Below are 15221 nucleotides of genomic sequence, written 5' to 3' on the forward strand. Positions count from 1 at the left end.
GCCACTGGGTAATAAATCTTCCTCCCAATTGAATTCATCTATGGATTCTTGGACTTGCGATCTCTCTGAAGTCGTTTCTCCAAATAGGGATTCTAAGTCATCGCTGGGGGCTTGAGTAAATTCTGGAGTTTCTGCCCAATCAAACAATCCGGTTTCGGCTTCATCTCCTCTCGGTAACTGGCTTTCTCTATTTGATGCGCCACTGGGTAATAAATCTTCCTCCCAATTGAATTCATCTATGGATTCTTGGACTAAGGATGGAGACTGTAATATCTCAGGAGTCGTTTCTCCAAATAGGGATTCTAAGTCATCTGCGGATTGAGAATCTTCTGGAGTTTCTGCCCAATCAAATAATCCAGTTTGGGCTTCATCTGCTGTCGGTAACTGGATTTCTCCGTCTGATGCGCCACTGAATAATAGATCTTCCTCCCAATTGAATTCATCTATGGATTCTTCTACTAAAGATGGAGACTGTAATATCTCTGGAGTCGCTTCTCCAAATAGGGATTCTAAGTCATCACCAGGGGATTGAGGATCTGCACTTACTTCTTCATCGAATAAAAACGCATCATTTTTAGTGAAAATTGGTACTGAATCTGGAGTATTATCAGGAAAGTCGTCGTCAAATAAATCATCTGAGAATCCCTCAGATATATCCACTTCAAAATTTAGAAACTCTAGTTCTTCGTGTTCTCTTGCTGTACTACCACTTTCCGCTTTGCCAAAGGAATTGGTACTCTCCAGTAATTCGTTTAAGTCCCATTCTCCCCGATCGTGTTCTTCATTTGAGCCATTGGACATGAGGAATTGGGACGAATCTGCTGAGGTGTCGATTTCCCATGAGTCTATTTCCCAATCGGTTGTGGTTTGTTCGGCAATATTATTGTCTGCTAAGAAGTTTCCGTCAAACAAACTATCGAAGTCTTCTGTTGAGATAGTAGGAGTTGTGATGGTGTCTGGACTATCAGCATCAAATAGTAGATCGGAAAATTCATCGTCTGCACGTAGTCTTGCTTCTGAATGAAGATCGCGCTTTCGTGAGTTAGTTCCGTTTGAGGCTTCTTCTCCTAACCAATAGCCAAAATCGTCGGTAGTCGATCCTTCTGTTTGGTAAACTCCTGTACTGCCTACATCACCAATTAAGTCAGCAAAATCATTTTGGTCGTTCTGACTGAATGAGTTTCCTATTTCCAATCCTAAATGGTTATCGTCCAGATTGATTATTTCCTCTTCTTCCCATGTTTCATCCAAATCTGGGGTTTGTCCTTCAAAAATATCCGCCAAGGTATTGATTTCGGCAATTCCCATTTCTGGTTCGATGTGGTCAGGAAGTTGAGAATTAGAAGTTGGGTAGGGGGAAGATTCGTGTTGTTGCCAATTCAATGAATTCGATCCTTGTTTACCTCGTCGGTTTCGCTCTTCTGAATTATCTGGCTGTATAGAAGTTGGCTGATCTTGAATATAAGTTTCGTCTTTTTGGATATAAGTGTCTCTGTTGTTAGTCCAAGGACTGATTGAAGATAGATTATTAGAAGACTGTTCGAGTACTGACATTATTCCATTGTTTTGAGATTTTATGGAGGTATTACTATTTTTGTAGTTATAATCTTTGACAGTATTGGTATCTTTAGTCCGTCCTGGAACTAGTGCTTTTAGTTCTGTACTGGGGGTAATTTCAACGGAGCGTCCTGTTAGAGCTAATTCCTGAGCTTGTTTAATTTCCTTAATCGTCAGATTGGCTAGGTGGCGATAGGAATTGTCGCCAATTGCGATCGCACTTCGTACTGTTTCTAGTAATTCTCCCCATCCGGGCACATGCAAGTCTTCTCCAATTTGAAAAAGACGTTGACAATGGTTCTGCAAAGCCCCACGATGTTCGGGGGTGTCCGATTGCTTAAATAGTTGCAACATTTGCCGCAGTTCGACTAGCACATCCCGTTTAAAGCTACTGGGTAATGGTTTACTATTTTGCTCTGTGGACTCAACTAAGGTTTGCTGTGGATTTTGGATAGTAGTCACTGTGCTGCCACCGTTATTTTGGCTGAGGTTTTCCAGATGATTGTTAAGTTGCTCGAAAATTAGCTCAGTGTTTGAGAGAATCTTCCCTGCTGTTTCATCGGTTAATCCCAAGGGAGTTTGGAGTTGCTCTACCAAGCTCTCCAGGATATCAAATACTTGCAAAAATAGGGATTCTAGCTGATAGTCACTCTTGATTGGGGATTCTTGGAGGAGTTTGAAGGAGTCTTCTAGGCGATGAGCAGTGCGATGAATGCTATTGATTCCCAACATAGCTGCCCCGCCTTTGACGGAATGAGCAGCACGGAAGAGTTCGTTGAGCATTTCAGTATCTTCCATGGTGCTTTGCAGATTTAGCAACCCCTGCTCGATTGTATTGAGGTGATCTTTTGCCTCCTCAATGAAGTAGCCCATGATTCGCTCTTGTTGTTCCTGCTGCATCGCCATGTTCCTCAAAGAGTTTTGAGTTGAGTCATCAGTTCTAACCATCGATAGTTTAACTGTAGCCAATCTATTGAAGATCGACATCAATATCTATATCATCCCATAAAGTCTGTTCACTACTGGCTCCAGACCCCCCTATCTTACTCTTTGAGGGTATAAGTTCAGCGGCAAGAGGAGTTAGAGTCAAGGAAGGGAGGAGGATAGAAGTGACAGTAGTTACAATAGTTGCAGAATTAGTCTGGAGTTTTGGGTAACCTTCTTTTTTCTTCACATCCACCTAAACTTCTCTATCCTGAACTTAGATATCGATATCATGGTTGGGAATGTAGTGGTAGGGTGAATAGATTGATCGTAAAGCATCACTTCGTTGTTTCCTGTATTTTAATCTAACAAACCACAAATAACCAATAACCAATAACAAATCACCAATATGGCAACAGGGCACAATTTTATTTTAGATCTGATGACTGTTCTGGGAGCTGCGGCTGGTGGGGGATATCTCGCCAAAACATTACGCCAGCCTGTCCTCTTAGGCTATTTAGTCAGTGGTTTAGTAGTAGGACCATTTGGCTTGAAACTTTTAAGTGAAGCCAATGAAATTAAACCGCTGGCAGAAATAGGTGTAGCGTTCCTATTATTTGCTCTAGGGGTTGAATTTTCAATTGCTGAATTCAAACGGGTTAAAGATATTGCCATAAAAGGTAGTTTATTACAAATTGGCATAACTATTACTCTAGTCGCCCTTTTAGCAACTGCCATTGGTTGGGTTGAGGGATTGGCTCAGGGGATATTTTTGGGAGCAATTCTTTCTCTTTCTTCAACGGCTGTAGTCCTGAAATCCCTCACTGAAAGAGGTGAAATCAATACTCTCCACGGTCAAGTCATGTTGGCAATTTTGATTGCTCAAGACTTGGCTTTAGGACTAATGCTAGCCATTCTGCCTGCACTCAACCAACCTGCTAATCTTGCCTCGGCACTTCTGGATGCTCTGCTGAAGGTGTTGGTATTTATTGCTGGGGCTTATGCTTTTGGTCGTTGGGTGGTTCCCCCAGTAATTAAAAGTGTCGCCCAAACTGAGAGTAATGATCTATTTCTGATTACCGTAATTGCGTTGTGTTTAGGGGTAGCTTTGACAACAGATGCTCTCGGTCTTTCTATTGAGATGGGGGCATTTGTAGCGGGATTAATGATTGCTGAGATTGATTATTCCGATCAAGCATTGGCTAAAGTACTGCCGTTAAGAGATACATTCGCAACTCTGTTCTTTGCATCGATTGGGATGTTAATTAATCCATTTGTTTTAATCGATAATCTCGGATTAATCTTAGGGTTAGTTACCGTGGTTATGCTAGGGAAAGCGATAATTATCTTGCCGATTGTCCTCAAATTTGGTTATTCATTCAAAACAGCATTCATCACCAGTTTTGGACTAAATCAGATTGGGGAATTTTCTTTTGTATTAGCCTTAGTTGGTTTAGAAAATGGATTTCTCTCGGAAAATCAATACCTCCTACTTTTAGGAACAACTGCAATTACCTTAGTTTTAACACCAGTTTGGCTGAGATTCTCTCCCCGTCTCGCAGATGAATTAGGAAATTTGCCGGGATTAGCCAAGTACCTCCGTAAGTTTCGAGATACTAAAGCCCTATCAATTCCAGAAACCATTCGCGATCATGTTGTCGTAGCGGGTTACGGAAGAGTTGGAGAAATTATTGTCAAAATCCTGCACAGTCAGGGATATAACGTCTTGGTAGTAGAAAATAGTGAGGCAGCAATTCAAAAGTTGAGAATTCAGAAAATCCCTTATATTTTTGGTGATGCTGATTCGGAAATGGTATTGGAAAAAGCCCATTTGGAAAAGGCAAAAGCTTTGGCAATTGCTTTGCCAGATCCGGCGAGTACTCGGTTATTACTAAAACGGGCTTTAGAATTTGCTCCAAAATTAGATGTGGTTGTCCGGTGTCATGATAATAATGAAATCGATCTTCTGACTCAATTAGGGGCAAAGGAAGTAGTACAACCGGAATTTGAAGCTGCCTTGGAAATCGGCTCGCACCTGCTAATAACTCTAGGAGAAAAACAGTCAATTATCCAATCTGTAATTAATGCTATCCGTACCGATCGGTACATAAGTATTAGACCAGAAAGAGGTGGAACTTTACTGCGAAAAGATTTGAAGGAAGCTTCATTAGAATTGCGCAGTACATGGGTAACTGTAGAGAATGGTTCTCCTTTAAATGGGATCGCATTAGCCGCAGCAGATATTCGTAATTTAACGGGAGCAACAGTAATGGCAATTCAAAAGGGCGACCGTACTCTATACTATCCAAAAGGTCAGACAATTTTAAGTTCGGGCGATCGTTTGCAGGTGGTTGGTGAACCAGAAGAATTGGCAGGATTTCGAGACTTGATGATGGGGCGTTTACTGATTGGTTCACAATACAATCATTGGGTAACTTTGACAGAAAAATCGACACTAGTGGGGATGAATCTAACCGATATCCAGGATCGATATAATGTGGGGGTTAAATCGATACGCCGACATGGGAAACTATTGAATTCTATTAAAGGTGGAATGGCATTCCAGTCGGAAGATTGCCTATTGTTACAAGGAGAGCGCGATCGCGTTGAGGTAGTTGAGAAATTGGCAGCGGATGGGGTAACGGATGTAACGGATGAATTGTTGACTAATAACTAATAACAAACAACAAACAACAAACAACTAACAACTAACAACTAACAGAATTGGAATTTTGATGATAAACTCTGTTCCTTTGCCTAACTGAGAAATACAACTTAATTCCCCTTGATGTTTTTCTACCACAATTTCGTGACTAATTGATAATCCCAATCCCGCACCCTTCCCGACAGATTTTGTGGTGAAAAATGGGTCAAATATCCGCTTTTGTTCTTCCTCAGTCATTCCAGTACCATTATCACTAATCCTAATGGCAACTGTAGATGAGAGGGGAGAAGTGAGCGGTGAGATAAATTCAGATTTTTCTATTACCTCTTCCCTTTCACATATTACCTCTTCCCTTTCAGTAGAAATAGTAATTACCCGTGGAGAAGGTTGATTTTCTAAGGCATCAATTGCATTGTTAAGTAGATTCAAAAATACTTGATTCAACTGACTCGCATAACAGGTAATTTTTGGCAGTTGATCGTAATTTTTAATTACCTCAATCGCGGGGCGATCGCCTTCTGCTCGCATTCGGTGCTGTAACATGAAGAGGGTATTGTCGATCCCGTCATGAATATCTACAGTTTTGATTTCGGATTCGTGGAGTCGGGAAAAGCTACGGAGTGAGAAAACAATCTGTTGGATACGTTGAGCGCCAACTTGCATAGAATCGAGTAACTTTGACCAATCATCTAATAGAAAATCTAAATCTATCTCTTCTATAAAATCATCAATTTCTGGTGTCGAATTTGGGTAAGTTTTCTGGTATATTTTAATTAGGTGAATCAGGTTTTGGAAATATTGTCGAGCTGGAGTAAGATTGCCCCAAATAAAGCTGACTGGGTTATTGATTTCGTGGGCAATTCCCGCTACTAATTGTCCCAAGCTGGACATTTTTTCGATATGAATTAGTTGGGCTTGAGTACGTTTTAATTCTTTTAAGATTATTTCTAACTCTTGGGCTTTTTCTCGTTCTCTTGCTTCACTTTTTCGCAATGCTTCTTCTACTTGTTTGGGCCCAGATATATCTCTGGTGGAGCCAACCATCCGCAATGGTTTTCCCTCATCATCCCATACAGCTTGCCCCCGATTTTCCACCCATTTGTAGGTATTATCTTTACATTTCAGGCGATATTCTACAAAGTAATAGGGAATTTTCTGATCGAGGTAATCTTGAGTAGCAAGCATCACCCGGTAGAGATCGTCTGGATGAATGCGGTAAACCCATTCATCCCAGTGGTTTTGTATTTCACTATCGGCATATTCTACTATTTCTTTCCAGCGAGGAGAAAAGAATGATTCACCCGTATTGATATTCCAATCGTAAATGCCGTCGTTATTACCAGTTAAGACTAATTGCCAGCGTTGTTCACTTTCTCGTAATGCTTCTTCGGCATTTTTGCGATCGCTAATATCGGTAATTGAACCAACCATCCGCACAGGATTACCTGTATTATCCCATAATGCCTGTCCGCGAGACAAAATCCATTTGTAGGAGCCATCTTTACAGCGTAAGCGATATTCGGCGACGTAATGAGGGGTTTTGCGATTGAGATGATCTTGCATTGCATTTTTTGCACTACGAAAATCTTCTGGATGGATGTGATTAGTCCATTCTTCGACGGAGATAGAGTTAATATTTTCTTCCTCGTCATACCCCAATATTTGCTTGTTGCGGGACGAAATTATGGATTTACCTGTTTTGATATTCCAATCCCAAATACCGTCATTGTTGCCATGGAGTGCTAACTGCCATCTTTCTTCACTTTCCCGTAAGGCTATCTCAGATTTTAAATGTTTCTGTTTGAGAGCTAAAGCTGTTACTGCCGATAGTAATAATAAGACTTCTGAAGTATCCCAATTTCGTGCTTCAATACAATTCTCAAAGGCGATAAATCCCAAAAACTCATTCTCTACTATTAGGGGTAAAACTAGAATGGCTAGAATGCCTCGATCTTCGAGAAATTCTAGCTCCGATTCTGGTAATTCTGCCACAATACTAGAAATAATATCTCCTCGCCCTAAAACTTTAGCCCAACGTGAAAAATATTCAGAGTAAGATTGGTTCTCTCGAGCTAAATTATTGATATGATGGATACCATCAACACACCACTGAGCTTTCTGACTCATCAAAAGATTACCAAGAGTATCGCGATTATTTTCAACAATATAAACCCGGTTAGCACCAGAGACTTTTCCTAGCAGTGGTAAGAGATCGCAGTAACATGTGTGGGTATCATGGCAGACTAATAGCAGACGCTGCACCTCAATTAAGGTACTTAAATATCGTTCCCGCTTCTGAAGTGCTACCTCGACTCTTTGGCGTTTATGAATTTCATATTCCAGGTAAATATTTTTATTTTGTAATTGCTTTTGGAGGTTTTGAATGGTGAGTTGATGTTCAATTCTAGCGACAATTTCTTCTGATTGAAATGGTTTACTAATGTAGTCAGCCGCTCCTACTTTAAAGGCATTAACTTTATCCAATCCTTCATTTAATCCACTCAAAAAAATTACCGGAATATCCTTCGTTTCTTCCGTTGCTTTGAGCCTTTTACACACTTCATATCCATTCATATCCGGCATGATAATATCGAGCAAAATTAAATCTGGTGGAGCAGCATTTGCTCCATTCAAAGCTAATTGTCCCGATATTGCTCTTTGTACTTTATAGCCACGATCTGTCAGAATATGAGATAAATAACGGAGATTCTCTGGATTGTCATCAACCAGTAATATTTTGGTGGTGTTATTATTTATTTGTTGTGCTAATTGTTCTGACATCATTCAAAACTGACTCATAAATGATTATTAATAACAGCCTGAGTTATTCGCACAATGATATCAAGACGAAAATCATTCAGTAAATCCATTAACGCCTCAGTGAGATCCGAGTTTTTATCTGGTAGTTGCTTAATTAACTGGAAAACCAAATCCTCATTAACTTCATTAGCCGCCTGATATAGTTGAGCTACCCAACTCTGAGGTATCTTGGATAATTCTGTCAGAAAGAATAAATCTGAGGTTGGATCAATTGGATTAACCCGACGGTGCTTTTTCTGAGATTGGGGCAAATCTTCATAAATGTATGCCACCCCTAAGTATTCTCTTATTTTCTCAAATATTACTTCTTCTGTAAATGGTTTTCGAATAAAATCGTAGGAGCCTGCTGCCAAAATTTCACCTCGCCTTTCCTCAAAAGCACTGGCGGTTAGAGCAATGATGATAGTTGATGAAGAAATCTTCGCTGAGGAGGAAATATTCTGACTCTCTATCTCCATTTCTTGTTCCTTGATTCTAATCTGTCGGGTTGCTTCTAATCCATTCAGGATGGGCATCCGGGTATCCATCCAAATTAGATGTGGTTGCCAACTTTCCCACAACTTTACAGCTTCAGAGCCATTTTCCGCTTCCCGCACCTCAAAGCCAATCGGCTCGAGCAACTTAACTAATAGGAGGCGGTTTTCTTGAGTATCATCCACAACAAGAATGCGATAAGATTCTTGATTTGACTGAATGCCAATCACCCGCCGCAGGGGTTTCTCAACGACTTGATCTGAATCCCCATCTTCTATTTTGATAGAAAATTTAAAACTTGTCCCCTCCCCTAAAACACTCCTAACGGTAATATCTCCACCCATTAATTGCGTGAATTTTCTAGTAATTGTTAATCCTAATCCGGTTCCTTCTGCCGATCTTTTACCTGTTTCTGTCTGGATGAAGGCATCGAACAATCGAGGAATTTCTGACGGTGCAATTCCATATCCAGTGTCTTCAACTTCAAAATTAAGTGTCCATTGTCTAGTGTCTGTTATCCGTTGCGACTGATCGCTGATAACTGATGAATGACTACTAGCTACACGCAACGTTACACTGCCATAGTCGGTAAATTTGATGGCATTTCCCAGAAGATTAATTAAACAAATTCGCAATTTCTTTGCATCTGCTTTCACATATTGGGGAACATTTGAAGGGATGCTAAAAATGAGCTGCAAATTCTTTTGATCGGCTTTAATTTGGAACATCTCTTCCAAATTATCGAGGAGGCGATACAAATCGAAACTACTTTCATAAAGTGAAATAAGACCAGCTTCAATTTTGGACAAATCTAAAACATCATTAATTAACTCTAACAAATGTTCGCCACTGCGATTAATAATGCCCAGATATTCCCGCTGTTCAGTATTGAGTTGGAGATCGCGACTCATGACTTGGGTAAAACCCAGGATGGCATTGAGAGGAGTGCGTAATTCGTGACTCATATTTGCCAGAAATTCACTTTTAGCATGGGAGGCTGCTTCCGCTTCTTTTTCTGCTTTTAGTCGCTCTTGAATCTCTTGTTGTAGCTGTTGATTTTGCTCTTGAAGTTTTTGAGAAAGCCGACAAATCATCAGTTGATTTTCAACCCGTGCCAAGACTTCTTCTACCTGAAAGGGTTTGGTAATGTAATCTACACCACCTGCTTTGAAAGCTTTTACCTTATCTAATACTTCATCAAGGGCACTAATAAAAATGATTGGAATATCGCGAGTTTGGGGATCTGCTTTCAGTCTTTCGCAGACTTCATAGCCATCCATCTCTGGCATCCGGATGTCCAGCAAAATTAAATCGGGAGGAGCAGATTTTGCTGCTCGAATTGCCATTTGCCCCTTGATTACACCTCGAACTTTATACCCTCGATCGGATAGGGTAGCAGATAAAACTTGGAGATTTTCTGGTGTATCGTCAACGATTAAGATATTGCCTTGATTTGTTTCAGATTGATTGTTATTCATTATTTATTATTATTTGTTGTTAGTTATTTGTTGTTAGTTATTTGTTGTTAGTTATTTGTTGTTAGTTATTTGGTGTTGGTTATTTGGTGTTGGTTATTTGTTATTGGCAAAGAGTTCTATCTTACCGACAATCCGTAACATAATATACATGTGCCACCACAATGTCAGAAGAGCTATCAAAAATTGGCTTTTTGCCCCTTGTCAACAACTAACAACCAATAACTAACAACCAACAACCAATAACCAACAACCAATAACCAATAACCAATAACTAATTTCTAATTTCTAGCTTCTTCAATTAAATCAATAATCCGATCGCAACGGAAACTATTAACTAAATCGGCTATAGTGAGAGCCAATGAGGTAGATTCCGGGGGGATTTCCTCAATGAGTTGGAAAATCCGCTCATTATCAATTGCATCAGCGGCTTGGTATAGTTCATCAAGCCACAAAGGTGACATTCCTTTCAAAGCCTCCGTAGTCAGGGGTTGAGTAGATGATTGAGTAAATTTACTCACTGTCTCCGTGTCTGAATGTGGCTCTTCATAAAGGTAACGTACTCCCAGATATTGAGCTATTTTTTCAAAGATAACCTCTTCTCGGAAGGGCTTCCGCACGAAGTCGTCACAACCTGCGGATAAAACAACGGATCGATCCTCCTCAAAAGCACTAGCAGTTAGGGCAATAATGGCAGTAGCCTGACCTTTTAAATGGGTTTTAATGTATTTAGTCGCTTCATATCCATCCATTACAGGCATCCGCATATCCATCCAGATGAGGTGGGGTTCCCAATTTAACCATATATTAATCGCTTCTTCACCGTTGACTCCTTCTCGTACTGAAAATCCGACAGAAGTTAGCAGTTTCATGAGTAAAAGGCGACTTTCTTGGCGATCGTCAACAACCAGGATACGATAGTCCGACGATCCCGGTGCTAAACCCATCACCCGGCGAATTACTTGGGGTGTTTGCATCTCAACCGCTTCAGCCAAACTTACCTCAATATTAAATTTAAAAATACTTCCATGACCCAATATAGTACTAACAGTAATATCACCCCCCATTAGCTGTACAAATTTGCGGCTAATAGGTAAACCTAAACCAGTTCCTTCCAAGGATTTTCTACCTGTTTCGGTTTGGAAGAATGCGGCAAACAAATTGTCTACTTCCGAGGGGGCAATACCTGGTCCAGTGTCTTCTATCTCAAAGGAAAGTGTCCGTTGTTTGTTATCCTCATTTGTCGGATTTTCTTCTCCTGACGGCTGACGAATAGCTACGCGCAAAGTGACACCTCCTTCGGATGTAAATTTGATCGCGTTTCCCAGGAGGTTAATTAAAATTTGACGTAACTTCCTCTCATCAGTTTCCACGTATTGAGGTAGATTTGAGTCATAGTCAAAGACTAACTGTAAGCCCTTATTTTCGGCGATTAACTTGAACATTTCATCCAGACTATTCAGTAATCGGTATAAGTCAAAGCTATTTTTATCGATGCTTACCTCACCTACTTCGATTTTAGAAAGTTGCAGAACATTATTAATTAGACCAAGTAAATGTTCGCCGGAACGATTAATAATTTCTAAGTATTCTTGTTGATCTACTTTGAGAGATCGATCTCTACCTAGTAATTGAGAAAAGCCGATAATGGCATTGAGGGGAGTGCGGAGTTCATGACTCATATTTGCGAGAAATTGACTTTTAGCACGATTGGCAGTATCTGCGACTTCTTTGGCTTCTTGGAGTGCTATTTCTATCTGTTTGCGATCGCTAATATCTTGACTGACAGAAAGCAGACATTTTTCTCCGTCAATATCGAGAATTTCGGCAGATAACAGAGCTGTTCTAATTTCCCCTGACTTGTTGCGAGACTCAAGTTCATAGTTTCGCACTCTCCCGCTTTCTGTTAATAAATGAAATAAGCGATCGCGATTTTTTGGATCAACCCAAAGCCCCAAATCTATCGCAGTGCGACCAATAATTTCTCCCATAGTATAACCCGTCACCTGACAAAAAGCATCATTTATTTCGAGATGAGTGCCATCGTCCAGTTTTGTGATTGTGATGGGGTTAGGCGAAGAGCGAAATGCTTTGGCTAATTTTTCCTCTGACTGGCGCAATGCTACGGTGCGTTGCTTTACTAGGCTTTCTAGTTCCTGATTTAGTTCCTGTAGTTTGACATTTTGTTCAGCAAGTTGTTTTCCTTGAAAATAGCTACGAATTGCTTCTTTTACTGTCAAAGCCAAGTCTTCATATTGCCAGGGTTTCGCAATATACCTATATAGTTTTGCATATTTAATTGCATTACTAACTGCTCCTAAATTAGCTTCTCCAGTTAGCATTATTTTGATTGTATCTGGACATGTTTTATGGATTTCCTTGAGTAACTCATCTCCTTTGATACCGGGCATTCTGTAATCAGAAATTACCACAGGAACTTCATATTTATCTTCGATTAACTCCGCCAATAACTCTAAAGCATCTTCACCGCCGCTTGCCGTTTCAATAAGATAGTCATCTTCCAATGCTTTTTTTAGCTCGATTTTTAGACTCTCTAGGATAGTCGGCTCGTCATCGACACATATAATAACAGGTTTCCTCATAATTTTGCTAAACCAGACTTAATGGTTTCAATTAATTCTTTTCCACTCCAAGGTTTCTGTAGGCAACAATGGAGGCCCGCTTGCTCTTTTGCCCGCTCAATTGCAGCTTCATCAGCTTGTCCAGTTAGCATTACTTTAATAACTTTGGGATGTTTTTGATGAACCTTGATCAAAAATTCATCTCCTTTAGTACCGGGCATTAACCAATCGGATACTATTACCAAAATCTCAGTCTCATCCTCTTCTAATTCGTCAATTATTTCCAATGCTTCATCAGCACTTTCTGCCACTTCATAAAGGTAATCATTGCCAAACTCATTTTTTAGTTGTATTTTTAAGCTATTTAATACAACAACTTCATCGTCTACACATAAAATTACGGGCTTGGACATGTTTTTTTACTCTTTCAGGTGTTTTCTAGAAAAGATTGTTATTAGTTATTTGTTGTTTGTTATTTTTCTTTTGCAAGATTCTCAACAACAAACAACTGTCAGAGGCTATACGCCTATTCTACAACCAACAACCAACAACCAACAACCAACAACCAACAACCAACAACCATTATAAGTTCATTGGAATTGACACAGTAAATGTCGTCTTACCAGGTATGGATTCCACTTCAATTTTACCCTGATGTTTATCAATAATTTTCTTAACAATATCCAATCCCAAGCCACTCCCTTCTCCTGGAGGTTTTGTGGTAAAAAATGGCTGGAATATTCTCGGCATAACCTCTGGGGGAATTCCCTTCCCACTATCGCTTATCCTCACTTGCAAGCTGCCATCCTCCTGTCTCGCGTCAATAGTTAAAACCCCCCGTAATTCCATTGCTTGTAACCCATTATGGATCAGATTAGTCCAGACTTGATTTAGTTCATCGGGGTAACATAGAATAGCGGGCAAATTATCTTGATAGTTTATAATAACTTCAACCCCTTGTTTCATTTGGTTTTGATAAAGGGTTAATACGGTTTCAATTCCATCGGTGAGTTTAGCTACGATCTTTTCCCCCGTGGCATCATAACGAGCATAATTTTTTAAAGCAAACACCACTTTTGCTGCTCGTTGTGTTGCTATTTTTATGGTTTGCGTACTTTTTTGCAGGCTGGCAATTTGATATACTTTGTGTAAAATATTGGATCTGTCTGGATCTTGCAAAAGGGGTAAAAATGGAGAAATATCCTCATAAACGCCAAGATCGACCAAGGTATCGGCAATAGTATCAGCATTTTCAATTGCTTGCTCTTCTAGTTGATGAATCAATCCTCGTTTAAATTGACGCTTTTCTTTGGCGGATAATGTTGTCGGTTGTTGAATTGATTTTTGTAGTAAGATTAATAAATCTGAATAACGTTCTGGTGAGAGTCCCTGAAAAAATTTAGGTAATTTTTCTAGATTGTGGTTGAAAAAATAATCAATATTCTCCACCGATGAACGAATTGCGCCTAATGGTGTATTCACTTCATGGGCAACTCCCGCAACAAGTTGTCCTAGTGCTGCCATTTTCGCTGATTGAATCAGTTCCACTTGAGTCATTTTTAGATCTTGCAGAGCATTAGCTAATTCCTGATTCTTTTGACGTAACTTTACTTCCACCTCTTGGCGTTCAGTGATATTACGGGCTACCCAAATCACTGAAGTATCTGTCAATGGTGAAATACTTGCAGTGAACCATACCTCTTCGTCATTGAGGGGTAAACTGTAGTCAAAATCTAGAGTTTGCTCCGTTTCTAATACATGTCTAATTTGAGCAAACCAACTAGCGAATTTTTCACCTTCAAACAATTGTTCGATCGTCTTGTCGATCGTGTTTGCCGCTTCTTTGTACAAGCGATCCGGATTTGTTGGCGCGATTTCAATATCTCCAGATTCGCTATCAATAACCAATACGATATCGGTCATTGCTTCAAAAACGGCACGCATTTTTTCTTCCGATGTCTGGAGCTTTTCCTCTATCAACTGGCGCTCATAAATTTCCTGTTGCAATTGCTGATTTTTATCTTCTAATTCTTGAGTACGAATTTTGACTAACTGCTCTAAGTTTTGATTGAAGTCCTGTAATTTATTATAAAGGGATGCTAATTCTTGACGGCTTTTCTCAATCTCGCTCACATCGCGGTACGATCTGAGTGCCGCGATCGTAGATGTAAATAATTTAGACCGCGTTAGGGTCGCTTTGGTGGCATAATCGTTAATATCATACTCTAAAATTACTGACTCTTCTGGAGCTTCACCGGGCTGCCCTGTCCGTAAAATAATCCGAACTAATTTATTTTTTAGTACTTCCCGAATATATTTCGCTACCCTCAATCCCGCATCATTAGTTTCCATGACAACATCCAGAACAATAACGGCTGTATCTGGATGAATTGCTATTAAATTTTTAGCTTCTTCACCTGAAAATGCCGAAATTAAGTTTAAGGGTTTTTCCTCAAAGGCAAAGCGCTTGAGAATTAACTTGGTAGCCTGATGGACTTCAGCATTGTCATCCACCAGTATAATTTTCCAAGAATTGACAGCCACTTCTTCAGGCGCTTTGTCTGGCGTTTCTTCTTCTTGTAGAATTAAGTTTTCATCATCCTCGACAAGGGATTGATTCAGGATGTCTGTCATGGCTACCAAGTACCAACATTTTGTAGTTTTTATCGTGATTTACAGCATTTACAGGATTTACAAGATTGTTTTCCCCACTCCCCACTCCCC

The 15221-nt window shown here is 39.9% G+C and carries 7 protein-coding genes; 1 reads left to right on the forward strand and 6 read right to left on the reverse strand.

Annotated features, from left to right (window positions below; translation table 11 throughout):
- Positions 1–2457 (reverse strand): Hpt domain-containing protein (locus NJ959_RS07235; RefSeq protein WP_254011082.1); only part of this gene is annotated, 2457 nt, incomplete at its 3' end.
- Positions 2458–2890: 433 nt separating this feature from the next.
- Between NJ959_RS07235 and NJ959_RS07240 the strand changes: the two genes are divergently transcribed.
- Positions 2891–5158 carry a cation:proton antiporter domain-containing protein gene (locus tag NJ959_RS07240; RefSeq protein WP_254011083.1) on the forward strand — a complete coding sequence of 756 codons (2268 nt, stop codon included), beginning with the start codon at positions 2891–2893 and terminating at the stop codon, positions 5156–5158.
- Positions 5159–5182: 24 nt separating this feature from the next.
- Here the strand turns inward: NJ959_RS07240 and NJ959_RS07245 are convergent, their stop codons facing one another.
- The 5 genes from NJ959_RS07245 to NJ959_RS07265 all read right to left on the reverse strand — a co-directional run bounded on the left by NJ959_RS07245 (position 5183) and on the right by NJ959_RS07265 (position 15131).
- Positions 5183–7930, reverse strand: a complete 2748-nt coding sequence (locus NJ959_RS07245) for a PAS domain-containing protein (RefSeq protein ID WP_254011084.1) — start codon at positions 7928–7930, stop codon at positions 5183–5185.
- 11 nt (positions 7931–7941) lie between these two features.
- Positions 7942–9918 carry a response regulator gene (locus NJ959_RS07250; RefSeq protein ID WP_254011085.1) on the reverse strand — a complete coding sequence of 659 codons (1977 nt, stop codon included), beginning with the start codon at positions 9916–9918 and terminating at the stop codon, positions 7942–7944.
- Positions 9919–10196: 278 nt separating this feature from the next.
- Positions 10197–12518: a response regulator gene (locus tag NJ959_RS07255; RefSeq protein ID WP_254011086.1), complete on the reverse strand. Its 2322-nt coding sequence runs from the start codon at positions 12516–12518 to the stop codon at positions 10197–10199.
- Entirely contained in the window at positions 12515–12910 is a 396-nt protein-coding gene (locus NJ959_RS07260) for a response regulator (protein WP_254011087.1), read from the reverse strand. Before NJ959_RS07260 ends, NJ959_RS07255 begins: the two co-directional genes overlap by 4 nt.
- A 169-nt stretch (positions 12911–13079) precedes the next feature.
- Complete coding sequence (locus NJ959_RS07265; RefSeq protein ID WP_254011088.1) at positions 13080–15131, reverse strand: ATP-binding protein; 2052 nt, start codon at positions 15129–15131, stop codon at positions 13080–13082.
- Between the last annotated feature and the right edge of the window lie 90 nt (positions 15132–15221).

Origin of the sequence: Limnofasciculus baicalensis BBK-W-15, from assembly GCF_024178385.1 — a bacterium.
Classification (GTDB): domain Bacteria; phylum Cyanobacteriota; class Cyanobacteriia; order Cyanobacteriales; family Coleofasciculaceae; genus Limnofasciculus; species Limnofasciculus baicalensis.

Excerpts from the sequence above, each read along its gene's own strand:
- NJ959_RS07265 (WP_254011088.1), bottom strand. The coding sequence starts at position 15,131 with ATGACAGACATCCTGAATCAATCCCTTGTCGAGGATGATGAAAACTTA.
- NJ959_RS07260 (WP_254011087.1), bottom strand. The coding sequence starts at position 12,910 with ATGTCCAAGCCCGTAATTTTATGTGTAGACGATGAAGTTGTTGTATTA.
- NJ959_RS07255 (WP_254011086.1), bottom strand. The coding sequence starts at position 12,518 with ATGAGGAAACCTGTTATTATATGTGTCGATGACGAGCCGACTATCCTA.
- NJ959_RS07250 (WP_254011085.1), bottom strand. The coding sequence starts at position 9,918 with ATGAATAACAATCAATCTGAAACAAATCAAGGCAATATCTTAATCGTT.
- NJ959_RS07245 (WP_254011084.1), bottom strand. The coding sequence starts at position 7,930 with ATGATGTCAGAACAATTAGCACAACAAATAAATAATAACACCACCAAA.
- NJ959_RS07240 (WP_254011083.1), top strand. The coding sequence starts at position 2,891 with ATGGCAACAGGGCACAATTTTATTTTAGATCTGATGACTGTTCTGGGA.